Here is a 26,331-nt window from a genome sequence, read left to right on the forward strand (position 1 = left end):
ATTAAATATTCAAACTATTAATAAATAGGTTTCTGTTTAGTTCCTTTAAAATTAATAATTTCAATTATTAGTTTATTATAATCCACTCTGTAAATAATATAATTATTTTTATCTATTAAGCCTTTATGAACATTTTTGTAGATTGAAGTTACAGGACAACTTTTAGGATATGTACTAATTTGTTTTAAAAGAACTTTTAAATTCTGTTCTATATTAAGAATTTCAAGTATTGTACACTCTTTTTCTAAATACTCTAAAACTTTTCTAAACCTTCATCAGCTTTAGGAGTACAGACAATTTCTAGTGCCATTTATTAAAACGTTGCATTACTTTTTCGTTTGCAATAAAATCACCTTTATCAGCTTGTTCTAGTCCTTTTTTAATCTCTTCTTGTTCCTCTTTTGTCATATCAGTAAACCAATCTTTATTAGTTTTAGAGACCCCACTAGTATTTAAAGTATACAGTAAATCAGATTCTGACACAAACGAATCTGTTTTATTAATAACTTGCACATCTTCATTACTAAACTTACTTAAAAGTAACTTATCATAAACTTTATCACTAATTTTTAAATGAATTGTTTTCAGAACACTCGTTTTTACAAATAGACAAAAAGGTTTTACTTCTTCATATCATTACTTATTTTGAGGATTAATACATAACAAGTATTTTTTTAAGAAAATTCTCGATGTTTGCCTCTTGGACCATTCCCCTCATAAAGTACAATTTCAGAATGTAATAATTGTGCGGCTTCTGCCGAACTTTTCACTTTAGAAGCACTGCGTTTTATCATTTCAGACTCAAAGGCTGTTAATACACTTTTTCGAATTCCTATTTTCTTCCATTGAGAAGAAGCGTTGCATTTTTTTGAAATTTCTAGAGCCAATGCCAATGCATCTAACAATGCTTGATTTGCACCTTGTCCTTTAAAAGGACTCATTGGGTGTGCAGCATCTCCAATTAGCGTTGTTTTTATTGCTTTTTCAAACAATTCAGGTGTTAATAGTTCTCGATCATAAACAGGATAACCAGAAATTTTAGTTTCAATAGTAGCTGCTACAATTTGTGGAATAGGATCGTGCCATTGCGTTCTTTTAATTGCTTCTTCTTTTAGTGCTTTTACGCCTTGTATATTGAGTTTTCTAGCCTCTTTTTCTGATATTGGGAAACTAAGTTGCCACATAATATTTTCTGAATCATACGGCATCATGTAGATGCGTTCATGACCATTTGCAGTTTGAAATACAGTTGCCGAATCGAGTAAAGGGGTTTCTACATTTTCTAAATTCTTTAAGGGACAAATTCCCAAAATTACGATGCAACCTAAATAACTTAAAGGAGTTTTGTTTTCTCCAATAAGTAATTTTCTCACCGTACTTCGGATGCCATCTGCGCCAACGACAAGATCTGCTTTGGCAAATTTTATTTCGTTATTTACTTTAAATTCTAACTGTAAAGTTCCGTCGTCAGCATCATTAAAACTCAATAATTGATGTCCCCATTTTACAGCAGCATCTCCACCGAGTTGTTCTAGCAATGCTAAGCGTAAAGATTGTCTTGCAATGTGTATGTTTGTGCGTTTTGGAGAAGTTTTGGTGGTTGGTCGTCCCCATTTTCTAATGCCCCATTCGCCAATAATTTTTCCATCGATAGTATGAACTACGTGTCTGGTGGAGGTGATTCCTGCTTCTAAAGAGTTAATACCCAAACTCGCCATTGCTTTACTGGCTTGTTGTAAGGTAAGCCCGTAGCCTTGAGATCGAGTATTAAAGCTCTTATCTCGTTCATAAAGTGTAAAAGGAATTCCACGATGCAAGCAAGCTATTGCGAGTGCAACGCCTCCAATTCCGCCGCCAATGATAGCAATGTGTGGATATACTTCTTTGTTTATTTCGGGTTTTGAAGTAGATAATATTAACCCAGTTCCTTTACAGTTTGTACAAGTCTGTAAAATTCTAATAGGTTTAATTGGCGCAGTTTCTTTACCGTTTGATTTTTCAAAAAGATCTAATTTGTTTTGATACTCTAAACGAACATTTTTTCGAACACGCTGCTTTTTTTTGCCAATTCCTTTACAGTCTTTGCAAACATTCCAATAATTATTTTTGGTTTTAATTTCTTTCACTATTTTCTAACTGCAATCATCATATGAGGACTAAAAGGTAACAAATATTCATCATTTTGAGTAAGAGTTTGCAATGCTTTTAAAGTTTTCGACTTTTTCTTGTCTAACATGTTTGCAAAATATTCGTTGTCTAACCAAATCATTCCTTCCACCGCAAAAAGATTTATAAAATTGAGATTTTGTTCTAGAAACTCTGCTTTTAATCCTGCTGGTTTGTGGTAGAAAGCATCTGCTAATAAAAAAGGAAAGTCTTTAGGAGCATCATGTACACCTGTGGTGAGTTCTGCTTTACACATGTCAAAAAATGAGTTGGCATGAATCATTCCATTCATTAAACCCACAACCGTCGAAGCCGTTGCGTTAATTGCAAAACCTAAAATAATTCCGCCTTTTTTCAATACTCTTTTTGCTTCAATAATAGCGGCAACTCTATCTTCTCTTTTTTGCAAATGATATAAAGGGCCGTGTAAAATTACTAAATCTGCGGTATTGTCTTTAAAGGGCAACTTTTTTGCTTCACCAATAGCAACAGAGAAAGGTTTCTTAAGTTTATTGGCTCTTTTTTCGGCAAGTTTTATGTGTTTTAAAACAGGTTCTACTAAATGAACGGTGTGGTTATTCTTAGCTAACCATTCCGAATATTTACCTGTTCCGCCGCCAACATCAATAATAGTGCTATTTGACTTTGAAATATGTAATTCTATGAGTTCTTTAATACGTTCAAACTCAAAAATACCCATTCCTTTTTCTAGCCTGGTTTCTTCTGAAGCTTTGTTGTAAAAATCGTCTAATTCTTTACTGATAAGAGTTTTCTTTTTCACCTTAAATATTTAAAGGATAAAAGTACTTAATTTTAAATGAAAAGTAAGAAAGTTATTGTGAGGAACGAGAAAATATCTCAATTAAAAACCATAAAGTAACAGATTACTTCTTCTGTCTTCCTCACAATGACAGCCTTATCCTTTTAAGTGTGTATTAAAAAAGGCAATGGTTCTTTCCCAGGATAAATCTGCTGCTGCTTCATCAAACCGAGGAGTTGTATTGTTGTGAAAGCCATGATTTACATCAGGATAAATATGCGCTTCATAAGTAACGTTGTTTTCTTTTAAAACTTTTTCAAATGCTGGCCAACCTTCATTTACTCTCTTATCTAAACCTGCATATTGTAATAACATAGGCGCTTTAATTTTTGCAGCATCTTCTTTTTCAGGTTGTCTTCCGTAATAAGGAACGGCAGCTCCTAAATCTGGTAATCTTACCGCCATCATATTAGAAATCCATCCGCCAAAACAGAAACCAATAACACCAACTTTTCCATTGCAGTCTTTGTGAGATTTTAAATACTGATAACCAGCAATAAAATCTTCTAGCATTTCATTTCGATCTCTTTTTCCTTGCATTTCTCTACCATCGTCATCATTTCCAGGATAACCACCCATAGGAGCAAGTGCATCAGGAGCCAAGGTTACATAACCTTCTAAAGTAGCTCTTCGAGCAACATCTTTTATATACGGATTTAAGCCGCGGTTTTCATGAACAACTAAAATACCGGGTAATTTTTCTTTTACATCTTTCTGAATTGAAAAGTAACCATTCATTTTTTTTCCCCCTTTTGGCGACTCATAATGAACCGTAACTGACTTTAATCTAGGATCTGTTGACTTAACTAAAATAGCATCTGCATAATTCGGAGAAATAAAACTTAATAAAGCAGGCAATGTAATTGCACCAAAAGCAAACAAAGAAAGTTTTTTAAGAAATTCTTTTCTGTCTATTTTATTGTGTGCATAATCATCGTATAAATCGAATACATCTTGACTAATATCTTCTTTTTTTATTGGTTCCATCTTATTGAGATTATTGTTTTTAGAAAAGGAGCGAATTAGAACTATTAAATGGCGTTTTCTAATGCAATATAATGTGTTGTATTTTTATAAGTTAATGGAAAAATTTTTATTTCACACTTGTAAGCAATTTTATCTTGTCTGTAATTTAATACAATTTCTTTAAAAGGCTTATTGAGGTGTATTTTTTTTCTAATTCTTGTTTTCGTTTCTTCACACGTATTTGTGCCTTGCAAGAAAGAAGGTGTTTTCTTAATCGCAAAATTTTTACTATAACCTGTCATCTTTTTAAAACCACTATTTACCCACACAATTTCTTGTTTATTGTTTGTAAGGACAATCGTTTCAAAAGCTTCATTCTTAAAAATCTCATCTACATTATTAGTCCATTGAAATTTAGCGGCAAATTCTTTAATCATATCGATGTCATTTTTTCTGCTCACTTTATTCATTTCATCAGAAAAATAATCAATATAAAAATCGAAACTAGTTATTGGTAATTGAACAGATTCTGACGGTGTGAGAAGAGGTTTTATAGCAGAATAATCTTGCTCATCTTGCGAAGCTATAAATAAATCTAAAGACATCATATTGGCTAAATTGTGTTTCATAGACAAATAGTGTTTTTTTTAGTTGAAAAGGCTAAGCTATAAAAAAGAGAATGAATATCCTGTTAAAAAGGAACTTCAATTTTTGTCTTTTCTATTACCTTAACTTAATGATCTAGTAGGTTGAAGATATTTTAAAAAATTTAAAGCCCCGTTTAGAAATTTCTAAACGGGGCTTTTATCAATATTATAAAATTAAAAGCGGCTTAATTCTGATCTTTTTTAAACCCATATAAATTTTGATCGATAAAATTAGTAGGAAATTTATCATCGCCTTTAAATCCAATTTCTACGGTTCCGCTATCTTCTGGGATGTAATTTGTTTTAAAAATATAATCCCAAAGGCTTAAGCTAATTCCGTAATTCATTCCATTTCTACCTTTTGGAACAACATAGGCATGATGGTATAAATGCATCACAGGATTGTTAAAGATATATTTAAAAATACCCCAAGTTATTTTAATATTGGCATGATTAAAATGCCCAATTGCAATGGTAATAAAATGAACAATGTAAGCTTGTTCGGGTTCAAAACCACCAAGAATCATTACTCCGAATGTTTTAAGAGGTTTGTAAAAGATGTTTTCCATCCAATGGTATCTTAAATGTGCAGCAAATCCCATTTCTTTTACACTATGATGTACTTTGTGAAATCTCCATAAAAAGGAATATTTATGTAAAAGCACATGCGTAAACCATTGTACAAAATCTAGAATAATGAAGAAAACTAATAATTGCATCCATGGTGCCCAAGCAGAAATATCTATTAGTGCCAAACTTTTTGTTGTGATATTAAATTCACCAAAGAACAATCCTAAAATTTCATAAACCCCGCTAATTATAATTGAGAAAATGAAAAAATTAAAAAACATATAAAATGCATCTAACCAAAAATCGCGTCTAAAGATAGCTTGTTGTTTTCTCCAAGGAAAGGCAATTTCTAAGCCCCAAACAAAAAGAGAAATAAGAATAAGGCCCCAGAAATAGTTTGTGTACCAAGGCACTTCAAAAATTATTGATTTCCAGGTCCAATCTACAGTTCCTGTAAAAGCATTTATAAATGCGTCTAAGTATTTTTTCATTATTTATATTTTACTACTTTTTTAGTGTATACCAATTAATATCGGTTAAGTTTAAGCGTCTTCCTTTTGCTATTGGGGGATAATTTGTAACCAAATAGTTTACAATAACCTCTTGATTTTCGCCTAAATCCCATAAGTTTTGAGTTTCTTGCATCCACTTAATTGTTGTGTTCCAACGTTCTGTATTCATTCTATTTTGAATGACTAATTTTGCAGAATGACAATTCGTACAATTGTTAACAACGGTTATTAAGCCTTCTGCGTCTACTAAGCCGGTTCTTATGTGAACTCCGTTTTCAATTTTATCTTCATTTTTGTTTTCAACCGTATCACTATACGTTAGCGCCGTTTCTTTATTTCCAAAAATTGAAAATGTTGGATCATACGCAGCGAAAAGAAGTAAGACGGAAGCTAAAAAAGAAAAAAAAATCGCTTTATAAGCAGTCTTCTCTGCTTTTTTAATTTTATTTTGAAACTCATTCTTATCAATCATTAAACAACTTTTATTGCGATTCTGTGGCAAGCATTATTTAAATAACCTTTGGGGTTCCAACCAGGTAAGAGCATGGGTTGTGCTATATTATTACTGTCTATTGCTTTTGCCCAAATTTCATAATATCCTTTTTTAGGAAAGTTGATGGAAGCAGAAAAATGTTGCCATGCTAGACGGTTTGCTGGTTTTTCTACCAAACAAGTGGTCCATGTAGCACCAAAATCTATAGAATATTCCATTTTCTCAACTTCTAATTCTCCTGCCCAAGCATGTCCTCTAATTTCTAAGGGTTGATTTTCTTTTAGAGTAGCACCTGTTTTAGGATACGTAATTAAAGACTTTACTGGCATCGATTCTATAATGCCCATATCTTCATCTTTTACCTTTTCTCCAGGGGCAACGGGGTTTTTGGGTACACGATAAGCTGTTCCCATCATTTTTGTACCATCATGTACTTTATCACGAATGCTAATTCTATTCAACCATTTACCCGAAACCGATGCTGGCCAACCACCTGCAATTAAACGTAGTGGATATCCATGAGCCAACGGAATAGCTTCACCATTCATCTGAAAAGCTAAGATAGTTTCATCTTGTAGAGCTTTAGACATTGGACAACCTCTAGAAATTGGTTCTTTAGAAGGATCTCCACTCAAATGAGCATCTACAGCATGGTAGCCTATATATACGGCATTACTTTTAATCCCTGCATCTTCTAAAATATCACGCAAACGAATACCTGTCCAAGAGGCACAATGTACCGCACCAATTGTCCATTGATTTCCTTTTGCTGGTGGATCAAATTCACTTCGTCCATTACCACCACATTCTAAAGTTAATTGGTAAGTATGTTGTTTAAATGTTGATTTTAAATCTGCAAGCGTATATGTTTTTTTATTTTTAACAGCTTCTCCGTCAATAGTAAGTGTCCACGTTTCTGGATTAATTTCTTCTGGAATTTTACCATTGTTTCTTATAAACATAGAAGAATTTGGAGTTACCTTATCATCTAATAAATGAGCTTGTGCTTCAATATTCCATGGTTTATCATTTAAAACAAGCATTTCTTTATTTTTACTAAATAATTTAAAAGGATTGGGTTCTTGTAACGCTAGTGGGGTATAGCCTTCCATCATATTAGCACCAAAAATAAGTTCTGTTCCTATAATTGCTGCAAACGAGCTTAGTACTGTTTTTTTTACAAAAGACCTTCTTTTCAAGATTCTAAAATTAAAAGTTTATAATAGACAGCACAAGTTACACCGATTAGTGCTTTTTCTATGTAACTTTTGTTACATATTATAACAAAAAATATTTTTACCATTACAGCACATAAAAAAAACATAATAATCAATGAAAGTAATGAAGAAAGATTTCGAAACCAATTTTACTGGATGGGCGTTTGTTTTAGCAGCAGTTTTACTCTGGTTTGGTTGGGCATTATCACCTCATCATATCGGAGAGTACATTGTTGCAGAAGATTTTACAAAAGTAGGAGAAAGCGTTTGGTATTGGATTTGGATGTATCGTATTCATATTTTTGGTTGGGTAACCATGGGGGTCTCTATGTTTGCACTCATGTCTATTACTCTAAGCAAACCTTATAGAGTAGTGATACTTCCTGGTATTGGGATGGTTATTGTGGGTACTTTTACTTTGGCAATTGCCAATGCATTTTTCTATAATTTTGGTGCTTGGGGTGTTGGTAAAACAGCAGGAATGTCTGCAACAGAAATAACCGCTTTTATGGATAGTATTCTTTCTACCAACCAATATGTTACTTGTTTTATACGTTTTGGAAGAATTTTCTCTGGAGTTGGATTGGTATTATTGGGCTACGCCTTTGTAAAATGGAAGTTGGTAAGTACTTGGTTGGGTTGGTTTACAATGTTGCTAGGTTTTATTGCTGTGGGTATTATTATATCTATTCCAGACAATTATGAAATTTACAAGCCTATATTTCACATAAAAGTAATATGGCTAGTGGCAATGGGAGTTGCCATATTAAGGCAAGGTATTCACTTGCCAGAAGAAAAGGCTTAAATTGTTTACATATAAAAAAATAGCAGAAAGGTTTTTCTTTCATCTTTCTGCTTTTTTTTAGTTACATTATTAAAAAGAACGAGCTTCTCATTCACAAATTTTACAATCTGCTTTTTCTTGAATTTCGCCAATTAAATTTCCTTCTTTATTTAGTACAAAACCACAACAATCCATAAAGCCTTTAGCTATTAATTTTCTAGCACGTTGAATTTGAGATTTTGTTGTAGGTAAACTTTGTTTTAATAGATTGGCTACTTCTTGCTGCTTTAACCCTCTAATATCAGATAGAAATAAAGGTTCTCTATATTTCTTAGGCAACTGTTTTAAGATGCCTCTTAGACAGTCTTTTTCTGTATGTTCTTCACTTGGTATTTCTGTTCCATTCTCAAAATTTGCAATTTCAAAAGTTTTGTTTGTCCATTTCCAGTAGTCTAAAATAGCGTTTCTAGCAATTGTAAAACACCAAGACTTTAGTTTTGTAATATCTTTTAAGGTATGTAGTTTTGTGTGAATTTTAATAAAAGTATCCTGCAAAATATCATCTGCAATAGTTGTGTTTTTTACTTTGCTGATGATAAATCGTTTTAAATCTTCGGAATAGGAAGTCCAAACTTGTTTTGTCGTCATTATTAAATATATACGCCGGTACAAAACACGAAGCAATCTTTGATTAGATGAGATTGCCTTGTGCTTTGAAGTGGCAATGAATTAACAATTACAATTGGTACACGTGCAGTTTGTGCACGTACAATTTTTACAATCGCCCGTTTTACAACCTTCACAATTACAGTTACAACTTGTGTTTTCTGAATTTTTCATGATATTATTTTTAATGTTCATTGAATAGACCGCACTTTTTAAAAAAAGATGCATAAAAAAGAAGAAAAATTTAAAGTTTTCTTTTGTAACTATCTTTTTTTAAAATGAAACCCTTTCTAATCTTAAAAATTAGAAAGGATTTCATTTTATAATGCATGTTTTAAGAATATAAGTTCTACTTATTTTATTTCAATTTATCAGAATTTAAAAGAAAAACAGCATTGGCTACAAATAGTTTTCCATTTTCCCAGAAAGATCTAAATAACGGATTGTCTACCATGTAAATTACACTTCCGCGCCCCATTGGCTCTTCACCAAACAATAAAGATTCTGGTACATTTTTTACAGCTTTACTACCTGCGTAGCCAGAAATATTTTTAGTGTTTTTATCAAAATAACCAACATTATACCCTTCTTCTAAATAGCTATAAGAAGTTCCGCTTAATTTTAAAGAAAAGTACTCTTTATTGTATCCAAAAGCTAACGGATGCGAATTATCTAAGGTGCTTTTAAAGACACTACCTGTAATTAAGTTAGCCACACTTTTACGTTCTCTATCTTCAAAGGGGGTTAAATTATTTTCTTTATCATCCTCTTTTGTAGCTGTTTTTTTAGTTTTTAAAGAAAAGCCATCTTTATTGGCAAAGCTTTTTAAGGCATTTCCAATAGCAATTAAAGTTCCACCAGAACGTGTCCATTTTTTTACTTTTGTTAAAGTTGATTTGTTTAAGACAGCATTGTAATACCCATTTGGCAAAATAATTACATCATATTTATTTAAATCTGTATAGCCAAAATCAGTAGAATTAATATTTGTAATTGGGTATTGTAATTGTGTTTCAAAGAAATGCCAAACTTCACCAAAACTTAAAGAAGAAGTAGCTTTACCAGATACAACTGCTATTTTTTGCTTGTGAATTGGTTTTACAGAAGAAGAACCAAAATCTACACCAAGTTCTGAGAAACCTGTTGAAATAGCCGTTAAACTTCGCTGGTGCTTATTTGCAATTTCGATTATTTTGGTGTCAAAACCTGGGTTTCTATTGTCATTTCTTAGAATAATTAAAGTTCCTTTTTTAAATGATTTTCCATTAGCAGAAAACGATTTTTCAGTATATCTTGGTACAATATTGTGTTGCAATAAAGCGCCTAAAAAAGTAGCATCGTCTAAACTATTCCATTTAGAAATATAGGCATAAGCATCTTTATCAATACTATTTTTTACTGTTTTTGTATCATTAATAAAAGTTGAACTTATTTTAGATTTAGAAGCAATGGCATTAAAACCATGCGCATAAGGCAAAGACCAAGCAGTAATATCATAGGTTAAAGAATCTGCTAATTTAGCATTTGGTTCAAACAAAACTTTTACCATCTTTCCTTTTGGTTGGTTTGTATGAATTACTAAATCAGTATTATTTGCATCAAATTTATCCTCTTCTTGCGTGTTGTAATTGTATCCTTTTACCCTGCCACTTTTTGCATTTTCATATTTAATTTCATGCGTGTCTAATAATTTTTTAAGACGATTCATTTTGTCTTCATTCTCATTTTTTAACACATAACTTTTATAGTTCAAATTAGAATTATCGAAGAATTTTTTGAATTCAATATTTAATTTCTCAGCATTTTTAGAAGAAATTTCTACGGTAGACAAACCTGTTGTTAGATGATGTGCTGCTCTGTCTTTTAAGGTTAAAACTTCCCCTTCATCTGTGTTAATTCCTAAACCTGCACGTCCATGACCAGCTTGTTCATACGTCATACCAATTGCGCCCATATATGTTGGGTAGGTATCGCCATAACTTGGGTACAATAAATCGAAACTTTCTTTTGTAAAATACAACCAACCCTCTTTGTCAAAATATTTTGCATGATTTTTTCCTATGGCGGTTTGAAAATTGCGTTGCCAATCAGAAATTACTTCGTGAAAAGGTTCTGCTGCAGGTGCAAAGTAATACGGACTATTAATTCCTTGTTCGTGAAAATCTACGTGAACATGTGGCATCCATTTATTATAAATAGCAATTCTTTGTTGCGATTCTACCTGACTAGCCCAAGCCCAATCTCTATTTAAATCAAATAAATAATGATTTGGTCTTCCACTTGGCCAAGGTTCTGAGTGTTCTTTTGCATCTTGATCAATATTAAAAGGCGTACTTTTTACTTGGTTAAACCAATTTACGTATCGATCTCTACCATCAGGATTTATACATGGATCTAAAATAACAACGGTATTTTTTAACCAGGCTTTTTTAGAGGTAATTAATTCATATAAAGTCAACATTGCTGCTTCTGTGCTAGAAGCTTCATTTCCATGCACATTGTAACTTAGCCAAACAATTGCTTTTTTATTGGTCGCATTTCCAGCAATAATTCCTGTTTGAGAAAGATTGTCTTTTCTAATTTCTTCTAAGTTTGCAATATTTTCTTGCGAGGAAATATAACTTACATACAAAGGTCTATGCTCATTTGTTTCACCATATTTTTCTAATTTTACGTTAGATAAAGTGCTGCTAACATATTTAAAATAGGCTACAACTTTGTGATGTCTTGTAAAACGAGAACCAATTTCATAACCTAAAAACTCTGAAGGAGACTTTATTTCTTGAGAAGAAATATTTGTTGCAAACAATAAAGCAACAATAAAAAATGATATAAATTTCATAAAATAAACCGTTTGGTTTTCAAAAGTAATGAATATATATGCGCTATTTTAATAGAGAATTGTTAAACTCGTTAAATATTTGTTAGTTTCAAATTGAAGCAGTGTTGTAACCTCTAAATTTAGTATTTTTGATGTATGACTACAAACGAAACTGACAGTAAAATTTCATCACCAGCAAAAGATTATAAAAAGCATTGGAACGCTGCCTATAATAAGATTTCAACTGAAAAGTTAGGTTGGTATGAAGAAAATTCAGCACAAACTTTAGCATTAATTAAAGAAACAAAAATAGCAAAGAATGCAACTATTTTAAATGTTGGTGCTGGTTCATCCACTATAATAGATAATTTATTAGCAGCAGGTTTTTCTAATATTATTGCAAATGATTTAGCAGAAGCGTCTTTAACTTCTTTAAAAAGTAGAGTAGGAGATAGCGATAAAGTTCAGTTTTTGGTGGATGATTTATTAAATCCTTCAAAATTAAAAAGGTTAAAAAAGATCGATTTATGGAATGATAGAGCTGTTTTACACTTCTTCTTAAAAGACGAAGAGATTGCCACTTATTTTAATTTATTGAAGAAAATATTAAAACCAAACGGATTTGTAATCATTGCTGTATTTGCAGAAAATGGTGCAGAAAAATGTTGTGGTTTGCCTTTAAAAAGATATTCCGTAGCAATGTTACAAAAAAACTTAGGCGCTAATTTTGAGCTAATAAAAAGTTTTAATCATACGTTTGTAAATCCTAACGGAGATGACAGACCTTATATTTATTCATTGTTTCAAAGAAAAAGTTAAAAATGAAAGCAACACAAATTCCATTTAAAAATACCGGCTTTTTCTCTAAAACAATGCTAGATTATTTAGAGAAAAAAGAGAGTATACAACCGTTTTATAACAACTTTCCAGATATTACTGGTTTTCACAATCAAATAGAAGAAAAAGAAAAATCGTATCGTTTACAATCTCGGTTGGTGCTGGTTGAAGCTTTGAAAAATCAATACCATAACTTTGATGTTTCAGAGAAAACGCAAGATAATATAGCGCTTTTAAAATTAAAAAACACCTTTACAATCACTACCGGACATCAATTAAATCTGTTTACGGGACCTTTGTATTTTTTATATAAAATTATTTCTGCCATTAATTTAGCGGAAGAATTAGGGCAAAAATTTCCAGAGAAAAATTTTGTTCCTATGTATTGGATGGCAACAGAAGATCATGATTTCGATGAAATTAATTATTTTAATTTTGAAGGAAAAAAAGTAAAATGGACGCGAGAAGATGGTGGTGCAGTTGGTAGATTCTCTACTGACGGATTGGAAGAAGTTTTTGCCGTTTTTGCAAACCAATTAGGTGGTTCTAAAAATGCCAAGTATCTAAAAGAATTATTTTCTAAAGGATATTTAGAACACACTAATTTAGCAGATGCTACGCGTTTTATTGCAAACGATTTGTTTAAAGAATATGGTTTGGTAATTATTGATGGTGATGATAAAGACTTGAAAAATCTTTTTAGCCCTTTTATAAAAAACGAATTAGAAAACGAAACGTCATTTAAAGAAGTTTCTGAAACCATTTCTAAATTAGAAGAAAACTATAAGATTCAGGTGAACCCAAGAGAAATAAATTTATTTTACTTGAGTAAAAATTCTCGTGAACGTATTATTTTCGAAGACGGAGTTTACAAAGTAAATAATACAAATACTACTTTCTCTAAGGCTGAAATATTAAAAGAAGTGGATGAAAATCCGTTAGCATTTTCGCCCAATGTTATTATGAGACCTTTGTATCAAGAAGTAATTTTACCAAACCTTTGCTATTTAGGCGGAGGAGGAGAAATTGCGTACTGGTTCGAGTTAAAGAACTATTTTGAAAAAGTAAATGTTCCTTTTCCTATTTTGTTATTGCGTAATTCTGTGCAAGTGGTTTCAGAAAAGCAACAAAAAAAGCTAGATAATTTAACAATTTCTCATGAAGAACTCTTTTTAAATCAGCATGAATTATTATCTAAAAAGGTAATAGAAAACTCTGATATTGAAGTCGAATTTCTTGAGAAAATTCAATATTTAGAAAATCAGTTTTCTGAGTTAAAAGTAGTTGCAGAAAAGACAGATGTTTCTTTTATAAATGCAGTAAATGCACAAGAAAGAAAGCAAATTAAGGGGTTAGAAAATCTTCAAAAAAGATTATTAAGAGCAGAAAAAAGAAGGCAAAACGATTTAGTAGAAAGAATTACAGCGCTTCAAAATGAACTGTTACCAAACCAAAGTTTAGAAGAAAGACAACGTAATTTCTCTGAGTATTATTTAGAATATGGGGTTACTTTTATAGCAGCTCTAAAAGAGTCTTTAAAACCTTTAGAGTTAAAATTTACGCTTTTAGAATTGTAGAATAAAATTTGTGCGTCATTGCGAGTAAGAATAACGTGGCAATCTAAAAATAAACACTAATTTTACAGCCTAAGATTGCATCTCCTAAATTTTTGGAATTAGCAATGACACGATATATTATGAAAGAAAAAAATCTTCACCCAAAAAATAAATTCAATAACGGTTATAACTTTGATGAATTAATCAAGATCAATCAGAAACTAGCACCTTTCGTTTCAAAGAATCAGTTTGATGTTGTTACAATCGATTTTTCTAATCCAGAGGCTGTAAAAGAATTAAATAAAGCGTTATTATTTTCTTTTGATAAAATTTCTGTGTGGGATTTCCCTAAAGAAAATTTATGTCCGCCAATTCCTGGTCGTTTAGATTACATTCATTATTTAGCTGATTTAATTTCAGATGAAGCTGATGTTAAGGTTTTAGATATTGGAACAGGAGCAACGTGTATTTATCCTATTTTAGGAGTGGCAGCATATAACTGGAGTTTTGTGGCTTCAGATATCGATCTAAAGTCTTTAGATACAGCGCAAGATATTATAGATGATAATGATTTAGGAAGCAAGATAGAATTGCGCCATCAAGTAAAAGAAGAAGAAATTTTAAAAGGAATTTTAAAAGAAGGAGATTCTTTTTCAGCTGTAATGTGCAATCCGCCATTTTTTAAATCGGCAGAAGAAGCACAAGGAGCAAACAAGCGTAAGAATAAAAATTTAGGAAATAATACGGTAAGAAACTTCTCTGGTAATAATAATGAATTGTGGTACATTGGTGGAGAAAAAGCATTTTTACATAACTATTTATACGAAAGTTCTTTATTTAAAGAAAAAAGTAAATGGTTTACAAGTTTGGTTTCTAAAAAGGAAAATATCAAAAGCTTAGAAAAATCTTCCGCAAAATTAGGTGCTGTAGAGTTTAAAGTAATTCCTATGAGTCAAGGAAATAAAGTAACAAGAATTGCGTGTTGGAGGTTTCAATAAGCTAATTTTTTAGATTTTTTAATAGCGAATTACTTCATATAAAATAAATAAAATAGTTCCATAGAAAACAAAATGCTGTTTCTATGGGACTATTTTTTTTAAGTTATTTCTATTCTCGAAGGAACCTTTAGTCTGTCATTCCGAATGAGGAACGAAGAGATGTCTCCTCTTTGAAATATCTTTATAAGATGCTCACTTATGGAATACTCTAAGATAATCTATGGGTAATAATTAATTAAAAACGACATCATTAATTTTATACTTTTTACAAATAAAATGTAAAATCGTGTAGACCAACATGTGTACAAATACCAAGCAAATAAAAGCATATAAAGGAACACCAAAAAGTTGGTAAGGCCAATAATACGTCCAAACACCTAAATAAATAGTAATAATTTCACCAAAAGCTGGTAGAATTAATGCTAATAATAAAGCTAGGAAAATTTTATTTTTTTGACTTTTATTTTTTAACAAAGGAATTAATTTTAATTCTAGTTTGTACAAATAATGGAAAGCCAGTATCCATGCAAAAGGCAGCCAAAGCGGCAATGCTCTTGTAACTTTATGATACTCCCAATATCCATTTGCAACGCCCCAAGTTTCGCCCACAATTCCGCCAAAACATGTTAGTAACATTCCTACCAACAATAACCAATTTTTGTTTTTGGGTCTAATAATGTCTTTATAGATATTATGAAAAATTTTTGCAGCTAAAATAAGTGCAATCCAAAAATCATATTCTTTAAAAAAACCAATAAAAATACCTGCAACAACTAATTTTAAAATTCCTTTTAGAATTTCAGTAAAAAATTTCTTTTTGTTTGTAATCATTTGAATATATAAAAGACAAAAATAATACTTTTGTTTTATTGTCAGACATCAAATTCATTTGATTTAAAAAGAAAAAACCGAAGCAATTTACTTCGGTTTGTTTGTTCTATGTCGTTATTTCTACAAGTTAGGAATCACTAATTCTTGACCTGGATGAATAACATCTGCAGATTTTAAGATGTTTTTATTTGCTTCAAAAATAACAGTGTATTTAGAAGCTTTACCATAATACTGCTTTGCAATCTTACCTAAAGTTTCTCCTTTAGCAACCATATGATGTGCAAAAACAGCCGTGTTTTCTACTTTAATGTCTGCCATAATATCAGTAGGGTTTTCGCCACCAACTTTTTTTATCTCATCCCAAAGAAGATTTTTTTCATATTGGTTTTTTGCAGTTCCGGTAACATGTAAAACACCATTTTCTTCTTTTACATCACCATTTTTAATACCCAATTCTTCACCTAAATTAAGCACACTTTGATATTTTGCTTTCATTCTATTTTTTTTAAATTGTTGTTAATAGTATAAATATACAAAAAAACCGAAACAAAATGTTTCGGTTTTTTTAAATAAATATTAAATTTTGATGTCATCTAAATGTTAGTAAAAATCTCAAATTTAATAAAGAGAGTCTTTCACTACGTTCGTAATAATAGAAAATACTACAAATGTATTACTTCATCATACGCGTCTGCAACAGCTTCCATAACCGCTTCACTCATTGTTGGGTGTGGGTGAATTGTTTTTAAAACTTCATGTCCTGTAGTCTCTAATTTACGTCCTAAAACTGCTTCGGCAATCATATCTGTAACACCAGCACCAATCATGTGGCAACCTAACCATTCGCCATATTTTGCATCAAAAATTACTTTTACAAAACCATCTTTTGTTCCAGCAGCAGTTGCTTTACCAGACGCAGAAAAAGGAAATTTACCAACTTTTAATTCGTAACCTGCTTCTTTTGCTTTTGCTTCTGTCATACCAACAGAAGCAATTTCTGGTGTTGCATACGTACAACCAGGAACGTTTCCGTAATCGATTGGTTCTGTATGTAAACCCGCTAATTTCTCTACACATGTAATTCCTTCTGCAGAAGCAACGTGTGCCAATGCTTGTCCAGGAACAATATCTCCAATGGCATAATAACCAGGAATATTTGTTTGGTAAAAATCATTGACTAATATTTTATCTCTGTCTACAATAATACCAACATCTTCTAAACCAATATTTTCAATGTTCGATTTAATTCCAACAGCAGATAATAAAATATCAGCTTCTAGCTTTATTTCGCCTTTTTTTGTTTTTACAGTAGCAACAACACCTTCACCAGAAGTATCAACAGACTCTACAGAAGCATTTGTCATTACTTTAATTCCTGCTTTTTTAATAGAACGCTCAAATTGTTTTGAAACATCAATATCTTCTAAAGGAACCACATTTGGCATATATTCTACAATGGTAACGTCTGTTCCCATGGTGTTGTAAAAATGCGCAAATTCAACTCCAATTGCTCCAGAACCTACAACAATCATAGATTTCGGTTGACTCGGCAATGTCATCGCTTTTCTATAACCAATTACTTTTACGCCATCTTGCGGTAAGTTTGGTAATTCTCTAGAACGTGCACCTGTTGCAATAATAATATTGTCTGCACTATATTCAGTTACTTTACCATCTTCGGCGGTAACATCAACTTTTTTACCCGTTTTAATTTTACCAAAACCGTTAATAATATCAATTTTGTTTTTTTTCATTAAGAAAGCAACACCTTTGCTCATTCCGTCTGCAATACCACGACTTCTTTTAATAACTGCTTCGAAATCTTTATCAATAGCTTCAGCTTTTAGACCATATTCATCTACATGCTTTAAATAATCATACACTTGTGCAGATTTTAACAATGCTTTTGTAGGAATACAACCCCAGTTTAAGCAAATTCCACCTAAACTTTCTTTTTCTACAATGGCAACTTTAAAGCCTAATTGAGAAGCTCTAATTCCTGTAACATATCCTCCAGGACCACTTCCAATAATAATGATGTCGTATTTCATAATTGTATTTTTAACTTTTATTTCTTTATTTTGGGCGTTCGAGCGGGCTTTTTGTTCTATCTTTTTAGTGAAAAACTAAAAAGGATGCCACTTCAATCCCTAACGCGTGCTAATTTACTAACTTTTGTTCTTATTGCCAACTGCATACTGCAACTGTTATCTAATTTACATTCTCTCTGGAACATTAATTCCTAATAAAGAAAATGCAGATTTTATAGTATCCGCTACTTTTTTTGCCAACTGAACTCTAAATACTTTTTTATCGAGGTCTTCTTCTCCTAAAATAGATACATTCTGATAAAAAGAATTAAATTCCTTCACCAAATCATACGTATAATTTGCAACAATTGCTGGCGAATAATTTGCAGCTGCTTGTTGAATTGTTTCAGGATATAACTCTAACTGTTTTAATAATTCTTTTTCCTTTTCGTGTAATTCAATGGTTACCGATTTCGAGTAATCGAAAGTTGCTTTTCTAATTATAGATTGAATTCTAGCATAGGTATATTGAATAAAAGGCCCCGTATTTCCTTGGAAATCTACAGAAGATTTTGGGTCGAACAAAATTCTCTTTTTAGGATCTACTTTTAAAATAAAGTATTTTAAAGCACCCAAACCAATTGTTTCGTATAATTCGTCTTTTTCTTCATTAGAATAGCCATCTAATTTTCCTAATTCTTCAGAAATTGTTTTGGCTGTAGCTGTCATTTCTACCATTAATTCATCAGCATCTACAACGGTCCCTTCTCTAGATTTCATTTTTCCAGAAGGTAAATCTACCATTCCGTAACTTAAATGATGTAATTGTTTAGACCAGTCGAAACCAAGTTTCTTCAAAATTAAAAACAATACTTGAAAGTGATAATCTTGCTCGTTACCAACCGTATACACCATTCCACCTACATCTGGAAAATCTTTTACACGCTGAATGGCAGTCCCAATATCTTGGGTCATATAGACCGCTGTTCCGTCTGAACGCAACACAATTTTTTCATCTAAACCATCTTCTGTTAAATCGCACCAAACAGAACCGTCTTCTTTTTTAAAGAACACTCCTTTTTCTAAACCTTGTGCAACCACATCTTTTCCTAATAAATAGGTGTTGCTTTCATAATATAGCGTGTCAAAATTAACACCCATATTTTTATAAGTCACTTCAAAACCAGCATACACCCAAGAATTCATCGTTTCCCACAAGTCAACAACTTGTTTGTCTCCAGCTTCCCATTTTAATAGCATTTCTTGAGCCTCTAAAATAATTGATGCTTCTTTTTTAGCTTCTTCTTCCGTTTTACCTTCAGAAATTAACTGCGCTATTTCTTTTTTATATTCTTGATCGAATTTCACATAATAATTCCCAACCAATTTATCGCCTTTTAAACCAGTAGATTCAGGTGTTTCACCGTTTCCAAACTTCTCCCAAGCCAACATCGACTTACAGATATGTATTCCTCTGTCGTTAATAATTTGAGTTTTATAAACTTTCTTACCAGAAGCTTTTATAATTTCTGCAACAGAATAGCCTAATAAATTATTACGAACATGCCCTAGATGTAAGGGTTTGTTAGTATTTGGAGAAGAATATTCTACCATCATCGCTTTTTCACCTGCGGTTGGTGTAACAAAACCAAAGGCAGCATCTGCATACACAGAATTAAAGAAATTGGTGTAAAAAGCATCATCAATTACTAGGTTTAAAAAACCTTTTACAACATTGTAATTTGTAATTTCTTCGACGTTTTCAACTAAGTATTTCCCTAAGTCTTCACCAATTTGAACAGGATTTCCTTTTTTATAGCGCAACATAGGAAAAACAACGACTGTAATATCGCCTTCAAATTCTTTTCTTGTTGCTTGAAATTCTACAGATGGAATTTCGGTATTATATAAAGCTAAAAAACCTTCTTTTACTTTGGTTTCTATGGTGTTTTGAATATTCATTTACTTAAAAAAATTGAATTGCAAAATTAAGAATTTTATTTGTTTTTTAGAACCATTTTCGGGCAAGAATAATTGTATTTTTGCACGGTTATTCGTTAGAACCTTTAAACTCCGATTCTGGAGCTATAATATCTAAGGTGAAGCGGAGTCGAAACCTATTTTTATGATGGAAAAGCGTTTAAAAGAATTACCAAAATTAGCAAAAGAAGCCAAGAAAGAGAGTCAGAAATATTTTGCAAGATTAAAGAAACGTACACCAAAAAGGTTGGACTATCTAATGCAAGAATTGCACGAAGAAGAGTTTAAAAAAACAGATTGTTTAGAGTGTGGTAATTGCTGTAAAACCACCAGTCCTATTTTTACAAACATAGATGTAGATAGAATTTCTAAGTCGTTAAAAATGAAAGCGGCTGCTTTTACAGAGAAGTATTTACTAAGAGATGAAGATGATTTTTTAGTGTTAAAAACTGCGCCTTGTGCCTTCTTTGATGAATCTGATAATTCTTGTTTTATTTATGATGTAAGACCAAAAGCGTGTGCAGAATATCCGCATACAAATAGAAAAAAGTTTATTGGTATTACAGATTTAACAATAGATAATACAGAAGTTTGTCCTGCAGCATACAGAATTGTAGAAAATTTAAAGAAACGCTTGCCTTTAGAAGGTAATAAGAAAGTAAAGCATTCTTAATTTAGTTTTATTTTTTAAGAATTTTAAAATATTATAAAATCACTCAAATCGACACATGTACCTGTTCGTTTGAGTGATTTTTTAGTTTTAAATAATATGATTTTAGGCAGCTATTTTCTACTTTTCACTTCAGTTTAGCTATAAATAAAAACTATTTATACATCAAATACTTACTTCTAACCAATTTAAACTTCTCTAAATCTTCTGCCCAATTTTTTCTAATTTCTTCTTCAGATACACCTTGCTCTATTTGTTGTTGTAATTCTTTTGTTCCTGCTAATTTGGTAAAGAAATTATTAAAGAACTCTTTAGAAGTATTTTGTTTGTGGGCTTTAATTAGATAAGATAAATCGAGTTTGTTAAGGTTTGCTGCTTTTCTTAAATCTTCACCGAAACACAATTTATTTTTATACTTTGGGTATTTTGCACCTTCATTTGCTTGCGGAGTGAAAGAAAAATTACCTTTAGTCAAAAAAGGAGAACCATAGATTTGAAATTGCATTTCCGTTCCACGACCTGCAGAAACATTGGTTCCTTCAAAAAAGCAAAGGCTAGGATAGAGGTTTATACTTTTATCATTTGGTAAATTTGGCGATGGTTTTATTGGCAAACTATAAACCGTTTTATGCGTATAATTTTCTAACGGAATCACTTTTAAATCACATTGTATACCGTTTTCTAACCACTTTTCTCCGTTTATCATTTGTCCGTATTCGCCAATAGTCATTCCATAAACCACCGGAACTTTATGCATCCCAACAAAAGATTTGTGTTCTAGTTCCAAAACAGGTCCGTCTATATAATGACCATTCGGATTGGGTCTGTCTAAAAGAATTACAGGAATTCCAGCTTCTGCACACGCTTCCATTACATAATGTAAAGAAGAAATATAGGTGTAAAAACGGGCACCAACATCTTGAATATCAAAAACCACCACATCAATTCCTGCTAATTGTGCTGCAGAAGGCTTTTTATTTTTTCCATAAAGCGAAACAATTGGTAATCCTGTTTTAGTATCAATACCGTCTTGTACAACTTCTCCGGCGTCTGCTTTTCCTCTAAAACCATGTTCTGGTGCAAAAACTTTTTTAATATTGATACCATTGTAATTGTGTAAATAATCTACTAAATGGTGGGTTCCTTTTTTAGAACCCATTATATTTGGTGCAACTTCAGCTCTTTGTAAAACCGTTGAAACAGAAGTTTGGTTAGCAACAATAGCCACGTTTTTCCCTTCTAAAAGATCTAAATATAAATCCGTTCTTTCTGCTCCCGTTTTAATTATTAACTTTTCCTTTTCTAAACTTTCACCTTTAGATTGAGAATCTTGAACTTTTTGGGCACAAGAAATCAGCTGAAAATTCAGCAATAGAAATAAGAATAAATATGTACTTTTGAAGGGTTTAAAATTGATCATAATTTGAATTACGAGTTATTTATTGCAAAACGCATTATTGCTGGCAAAAAGTATAAAAATAGCATTTCATCTCCAATAATAAAAATTGCAATCACAGCAATTGCATTGGGAATAATGATTATGCTTATTGCTGTGGCAACAGCATCTGGCTTACAGACGAAGATTCGCGATAAAATGGCGGGTTTTAAAGGACATGTACAAATTGTAAATTACGACAATAATAATTCTGATGTTTCTACAACACCCATAAATAAAAATCAAGATTTTTATCCTGAATTTAAAAATATAGAAGGCATAAAAAATGTACAAATATTTGCTTCTAAAGGCGGGATTTTAAGAACAGACACCGATTTCGAAGGTATTGTGTTTAAAGGAGTTTCTATAGATTATGATTGGACCTTGTTTAAAGAATATTTGGTAGCAGGAAAATTACCAGATTTTAGCCAACCAAGAACAAAAGGAGTGTTGCTTTCTCAAACAGTTGTCAATCGTTTGCAGTTGCAACTAAATGACACTATTGCTGCGACTTTCTTAAAAACTACTTCCAGTAAATTACCGTCCAACAGAAAATATATTATTACAGGAATTTACAATTCTGGTTTTGCACAGTTTGATAAAAACATGATGATTGGCGACATTAGAGAAGTGCAGAAATTAAATAAATGGACAGAAAATGAGGTTGGTGGTTTCGAAGTTATTTTAGACAATTTCGATAATATCGAAGCAAAAGGAGAAGAGATTTATAGTGAAATTAGCCTAACTTTAAATGCAAAAACCATTTTAGAAAGTTACCCAGCTGTTTTCGATTGGATTAAATTATTCGACAATAATGTTTGGTTTATAATTGGCATTATGATCTTAATTGCTGGTATAAATATGATAACTGCTTTGCTTGTTTTAATTCTAGAACGTGTACAAATGATTGGTATTTTAAAAGCCTTAGGAAGTCATAATTCGAGCATTCGTAAAATATTTTTATACAATGCTTCTTACTTAATTTTAAAAGGAATGTTTTGGGGAAACATCATCGGCTTATCAATTATTGGTGTGCAGTATTTCTTTGAAATAATTACGTTAAACCCAGAAACCTATTATGTAGCTACAATGCCAGTTCATATTTCTATTGGCGCAATTTTAGCGTTAAATATTGGTACATTGGTCTTGTGTTTTTTAATGCTAATTATTCCTTCTTATATTATTACAAAGATAAATCCGTCGAAGTCTATTAAGTTTGCCTAGTTTTTGGGCGTTTCCTAAATAGGTCGCGCTTTTCACTATATCTTTTCCTCGTTCCTCAAAAAAGGATGCCGTTTCAATCGCTAACGCAACATTTCTATAAAATTTTAGTGCATCTACTTGTTGGCAGACAGTTTGCGTTAGTGATTGAATGGCGTGTTTAAGCTCTTTTACACTTCTTAAAAGTGTTAAAAGCGAGTAATGAAAGCACGACCTTTAGGTAACGCCCAAAAAATAATTACCTTTGCAACTGTAAATTATAGAAATGAAATACGCAAAAAATATATTAGAAACTATTGGTAACACACCATTGGTTCAGTTAAACTCGGTAACCAAAGAGATAGACGCTTTGGTATTGGCAAAAGTAGAAACGTTTAATCCAGGGAATTCTATAAAGGATCGAATGGCGTTAAAAATGGTAGAAGACGCTGAGGCAGACGGACGATTAAAACCTGGAGGAACAATTATAGAAGGTACTTCTGGAAACACCGGAATGGGGTTGGCATTGGCAGCAATTATAAAAGGCTACAAATGTATTTTTGTAATGTCTGACAAGCAATCTAAAGAAAAAATGGACATTCTTCGTGCAGTTGGTGCGGAAGTAATTGTGTGCCCTACAAATGTAGAACCAACAGATCCTAGATCTTATTATTCGGTTTCTAAACGCCTGGGTGAAGAAACACCTAATTCTTGGTATGTAAATCAGTATGACAATCCTAGTAACGCGTTAACGCATTACGAACAAACAGGACCAGAAATTTGGGAGCAAACAGATGGTAAAATTACACATTTTGTAGTTGGAGTAGGAACAGGAGGAACTATTTCTGGAACCGCAAAATACTTAAAAGAGAAAAATCCGAATATTAAAATTTGGGGAATTGATACTTATGGTTCTGTGTTTAAAAAATACCATGAAACCGGTATTTTCGACGAGAATGAAATTTACCCATATATCACAGAAGGAATCGGTGAAGATATTTTACCTAAAAATGTAGATTTTTCTTTAATTGATGGTTTTACAAAAGTAACAGATAAAGATGCTGCTGTGTATACTAGAAAAATTGCCAAAGAAGAAGGTATTTTTGTAGGTAATTCTGCGGGTTCTGCTATAAAAGGTTTGTTACAATTAAAAGAACATTTTACAAAAGACGATGTGGTAGTCGTTTTATTTCATGATCACGGAAGTAGATATGTTGGGAAGATGTTTAATGATGATTGGATGCGTGATAGAGGCTTCTTGGAAGAAGAGATTAAAACGGCAGCAGATTTAGTTAAAAATCATTCAGAAAATCCGTTAGTTGCTGCACAGACAGAAGAATTAGTTTCACACGCAATAGAGCGAATGCGCGATTTTAAAATATCGCAAATTCCTGTAAAAGATGTCAACGGTTTTGTAGGTTCTATAGACGAATCTGTATTGTTACACAATTTTATAGCGGATAAAAATATTGCAGATAAACCAATTAAGGATATTATGGGGAAGCCGTATCCTATTGTAAAATTATCGGCAAAGTTAGAAGCTATTTCTAAGTTAATAACCAAAGAGAATCAGGCTGTTTTGGTAGCTTTAGAAAATGGCAGTCACCAAATTATTACAAAGTATGATATTATAAGTGCGATGTAATTTTCACAAAACAGAGTTTCTTTAAATAGCATAGCTAAAAAGAAAAAAGCCATCTCCTTGAGATGGTTTTTTGGTGTTGTAAATTTTGCTACCTTTATCAAAATAACAAACTTTTATCAAAATGAAATACCTAAAAATTCTAGCAGTACTTTTAATTGTAACTTCTTGTAAAGAAACCAAAGAAAAAGAAGTAGTAGACGTTATGTCTAAAGCGAAAGAAATTCATAAACGAGTGATGACTTTAGATACGCACGTAGATATTAACGTAAACAACTTTACAGATTCTATAAATTATACGCAAAAATTAGACAACCAAGTAAATCTTCCGAATATGGAAGAAGGAGGTTTAGATGTTGCTTTTTTTATTGTGTATACTGGGCAAGGAGATTTAACAGAAGAAGGTTATGACAAAGCATATAAAAATGCAATGAGTAAGTTTGATGCAATTCATAAACTAACGAAAGAAATTGCACCAGAAAGAATAGGTTTGGCTGTAAATTCTGCAGAAGCTAGAGCAATTCATGCTTCAGGAAAAAAAGTAGCAATGATTGGCGTTGAAAATGCATATCCTTTAGGAACAGATATTTCTAGAGTAAAGCAGTTTCACGATTTAGGAGCAAGATATATGAGTCTTTCTCATAATGGGCACAGTCAGTTTTGTGATTCTAATACAGGTGAAAGTGATAATGTTTGGTTACATAATGGTGTAAGTGAATTAGGTAAAGAGGTGATTAAAGAAATGAATAAATGGGGAATTATGATTGATGTTTCTCATCCTTCAAAAAAATCGATGAAAGATATGATTGCATTGTCTAAGGCGCCAATAATAGCATCTCATTCATCTGCAAGAGCATTGTGTAATCATAGTAGAAACTTAGATGATGAGCAGTTACAATGGATGAAAGAAAATGGAGGAGTTGTACAAGCGGTTGCTTTTAGCTCTTATGTGAATACAGAAAAACATAACGCTTATAATGATGAACTTCAAAAAGTGATGAAAGAATTGGCGAATGAGCAAAGTTTAGAATTGCATGCTAGATGGGAAATTGGAAACCTAGAAGGAGCTGAACAAGCAACTGCAATTGAAGTTTATAAGAAACTATCTAAAGAAGCAAAAACGAAACTAAAATCTTCAGATTTTACACCAGTAGCTGTGGCAGATTTTGTGGATCACATTGATTATTTAGTTAAAAAAATGGGAATAGACCATGTTGGAATCAGTTCTGATTTTGATGGAGGTGGTGGAATAGAGGGATGGAACGATGCTTCTGAAACTTTAAATGTGACTTTAGAATTAGTGAAAAGAGGATATACAGAAGCGCAAATAGCACAACTTTGGAACGGTAATTTATTACGTGTTTTAGACGAAGTAGAAAAAATAGCTAAAGAGATTCAGTTGAAAGCATAAGTATAATTTATTCTTTATAAAATCAAAAAACCATCTCAAAGAGATGGTTTTTTTTAATCAACTAATTCAAATTAATTAC

23 protein-coding genes are annotated in these 26,331 nt (G+C 31.8%); 8 read left to right on the forward strand and 15 right to left on the reverse strand.

Annotation, left to right across the window (positions count from 1 at the left end; genetic code table 11):
* Positions 1–300: 300 nt before the first annotated feature.
* From ES045_RS07285 to ES045_RS07320, 8 genes are all read right to left on the reverse strand, one after another.
* Positions 301–483 (reverse strand): hypothetical protein, encoded by a 183-nt coding sequence (locus tag ES045_RS07285; RefSeq protein WP_147114716.1) that lies wholly within the window; start codon positions 481–483, stop codon positions 301–303.
* Positions 484–674: 191 nt separating this feature from the next.
* Positions 675–2,126, reverse strand: a complete 1,452-nt coding sequence (locus tag ES045_RS07290) for an FAD-dependent oxidoreductase (RefSeq protein ID WP_147114719.1) — start codon at positions 2,124–2,126, stop codon at positions 675–677.
* Positions 2,126–2,947, reverse strand: coding sequence for a class I SAM-dependent methyltransferase (locus ES045_RS07295; RefSeq protein WP_147114722.1), 822 nt, complete (start codon positions 2,945–2,947; stop codon positions 2,126–2,128). Before ES045_RS07295 ends, ES045_RS07290 begins: the two co-directional genes overlap by 1 nt.
* A gap of 135 nt (positions 2,948–3,082) precedes the next feature.
* Positions 3,083–3,973, reverse strand: coding sequence for a dienelactone hydrolase family protein (locus ES045_RS07300; RefSeq protein ID WP_147114725.1), 891 nt, complete (start codon positions 3,971–3,973; stop codon positions 3,083–3,085).
* A gap of 44 nt (positions 3,974–4,017) precedes the next feature.
* Positions 4,018–4,581 carry a PAS domain-containing protein gene (locus tag ES045_RS07305; RefSeq protein ID WP_147114728.1) on the reverse strand — a complete coding sequence of 188 codons (564 nt, stop codon included), beginning with the start codon at positions 4,579–4,581 and terminating at the stop codon, positions 4,018–4,020.
* Positions 4,582–4,784: 203 nt separating this feature from the next.
* Positions 4,785–5,660, reverse strand: coding sequence for a sterol desaturase family protein (locus tag ES045_RS07310; protein ID WP_147114731.1), 876 nt, complete (start codon positions 5,658–5,660; stop codon positions 4,785–4,787).
* A gap of 13 nt (positions 5,661–5,673) precedes the next feature.
* Positions 5,674–6,153, reverse strand: coding sequence for a monoheme cytochrome C (locus ES045_RS07315; protein WP_147114736.1), 480 nt, complete (start codon positions 6,151–6,153; stop codon positions 5,674–5,676).
* Entirely contained in the window at positions 6,153–7,373 is a 1,221-nt protein-coding gene (locus tag ES045_RS07320; RefSeq protein WP_147114739.1) for a sulfite oxidase, read from the reverse strand. Before ES045_RS07320 ends, ES045_RS07315 begins: the two co-directional genes overlap by 1 nt.
* 142 nt (positions 7,374–7,515) lie before the next feature.
* Here ES045_RS07320 and ES045_RS07325 point away from each other — a divergent pair, with 142 nt between their 5' ends.
* Complete coding sequence (locus tag ES045_RS07325) at positions 7,516–8,196, forward strand: hypothetical protein (RefSeq protein ID WP_147114742.1); 681 nt, start codon at positions 7,516–7,518, stop codon at positions 8,194–8,196.
* 87 nt (positions 8,197–8,283) lie between these two features.
* Here the strand turns inward: ES045_RS07325 and ES045_RS07330 are convergent, their stop codons facing one another.
* A complete protein-coding gene (locus tag ES045_RS07330) occupies positions 8,284–8,823 on the reverse strand; it encodes a sigma-70 family RNA polymerase sigma factor (RefSeq protein ID WP_147114745.1) in 540 nt (179 codons plus the stop codon).
* A 376-nt stretch (positions 8,824–9,199) separates the two neighbouring features.
* Positions 9,200–11,683 carry a M14 family metallopeptidase gene (locus ES045_RS07335; RefSeq protein ID WP_147114748.1) on the reverse strand — a complete coding sequence of 828 codons (2,484 nt, stop codon included), beginning with the start codon at positions 11,681–11,683 and terminating at the stop codon, positions 9,200–9,202.
* Positions 11,684–11,818: 135 nt separating this feature from the next.
* Here ES045_RS07335 and ES045_RS07340 point away from each other — a divergent pair, with 135 nt between their 5' ends.
* The 3 genes from ES045_RS07340 to rlmF all read left to right on the forward strand — a co-directional run bounded on the left by ES045_RS07340 (position 11,819) and on the right by rlmF (position 15,053).
* Entirely contained in the window at positions 11,819–12,481 is a 663-nt protein-coding gene (locus tag ES045_RS07340) for a class I SAM-dependent methyltransferase (RefSeq protein ID WP_223267202.1), read from the forward strand.
* Positions 12,482–12,483: 2 nt separating this feature from the next.
* Positions 12,484–14,076 (forward strand): bacillithiol biosynthesis cysteine-adding enzyme BshC, encoded by a 1,593-nt coding sequence (bshC, locus tag ES045_RS07345; protein ID WP_147114751.1) that lies wholly within the window; start codon positions 12,484–12,486, stop codon positions 14,074–14,076.
* 119 nt (positions 14,077–14,195) lie between these two features.
* A complete protein-coding gene (gene rlmF, locus ES045_RS07350; RefSeq protein ID WP_147114754.1) occupies positions 14,196–15,053 on the forward strand; it encodes a 23S rRNA (adenine(1618)-N(6))-methyltransferase RlmF in 858 nt (285 codons plus the stop codon).
* A 231-nt stretch (positions 15,054–15,284) separates the two neighbouring features.
* Here the strand turns inward: rlmF and ES045_RS07355 are convergent, their stop codons facing one another.
* The 4 genes from ES045_RS07355 to argS form a co-directional block, all read right to left on the reverse strand.
* Complete coding sequence (locus ES045_RS07355) at positions 15,285–15,884, reverse strand: hypothetical protein (RefSeq protein ID WP_147114758.1); 600 nt, start codon at positions 15,882–15,884, stop codon at positions 15,285–15,287.
* Between the two features lie 120 nt (positions 15,885–16,004).
* Positions 16,005–16,379, reverse strand: coding sequence for a LysM peptidoglycan-binding domain-containing protein (locus tag ES045_RS07360; protein WP_147114761.1), 375 nt, complete (start codon positions 16,377–16,379; stop codon positions 16,005–16,007).
* A 167-nt stretch (positions 16,380–16,546) separates the two neighbouring features.
* Positions 16,547–17,935 carry a dihydrolipoyl dehydrogenase gene (lpdA, locus tag ES045_RS07365; protein ID WP_147114764.1) on the reverse strand — a complete coding sequence of 463 codons (1,389 nt, stop codon included), beginning with the start codon at positions 17,933–17,935 and terminating at the stop codon, positions 16,547–16,549.
* Between the two features lie 165 nt (positions 17,936–18,100).
* Complete coding sequence (gene argS / locus ES045_RS07370) at positions 18,101–19,876, reverse strand: arginine--tRNA ligase (protein WP_147114768.1); 1,776 nt, start codon at positions 19,874–19,876, stop codon at positions 18,101–18,103.
* Between the two features lie 166 nt (positions 19,877–20,042).
* Here argS and ES045_RS07375 point away from each other — a divergent pair, with 166 nt between their 5' ends.
* Entirely contained in the window at positions 20,043–20,567 is a 525-nt protein-coding gene (locus ES045_RS07375) for a YkgJ family cysteine cluster protein (RefSeq protein ID WP_147115382.1), read from the forward strand.
* A 151-nt stretch (positions 20,568–20,718) separates the two neighbouring features.
* Here ES045_RS07375 and ES045_RS07380 read toward each other — a convergent pair whose 3' ends face one another.
* Positions 20,719–21,984 carry an exo-beta-N-acetylmuramidase NamZ domain-containing protein gene (locus ES045_RS07380; RefSeq protein ID WP_147114771.1) on the reverse strand — a complete coding sequence of 422 codons (1,266 nt, stop codon included), beginning with the start codon at positions 21,982–21,984 and terminating at the stop codon, positions 20,719–20,721.
* A gap of 3 nt (positions 21,985–21,987) precedes the next feature.
* On the opposite strand from ES045_RS07380, the gene ES045_RS07385 reads away from it, so the two are divergent.
* The 3 genes from ES045_RS07385 to ES045_RS07395 all read left to right on the forward strand — a co-directional run bounded on the left by ES045_RS07385 (position 21,988) and on the right by ES045_RS07395 (position 26,252).
* On the forward strand, positions 21,988–23,223 hold the full coding sequence (locus ES045_RS07385) for an ABC transporter permease (protein WP_147114774.1): 1,236 nt from the start codon (positions 21,988–21,990) through the stop codon (positions 23,221–23,223).
* Between the two features lie 262 nt (positions 23,224–23,485).
* On the forward strand, positions 23,486–24,844 hold the full coding sequence (locus tag ES045_RS07390) for a pyridoxal-phosphate dependent enzyme (RefSeq protein WP_147114777.1): 1,359 nt from the start codon (positions 23,486–23,488) through the stop codon (positions 24,842–24,844).
* A gap of 121 nt (positions 24,845–24,965) precedes the next feature.
* Positions 24,966–26,252 (forward strand): dipeptidase, encoded by a 1,287-nt coding sequence (locus ES045_RS07395; RefSeq protein ID WP_147114780.1) that lies wholly within the window; start codon positions 24,966–24,968, stop codon positions 26,250–26,252.
* Positions 26,253–26,331: the final 79 nt, after the last annotated feature.

Origin of the sequence: Polaribacter sp. IC073 (assembly GCF_007997075.1) — a bacterium.
GTDB lineage: Bacteria > Bacteroidota > Bacteroidia > Flavobacteriales > Flavobacteriaceae > Polaribacter.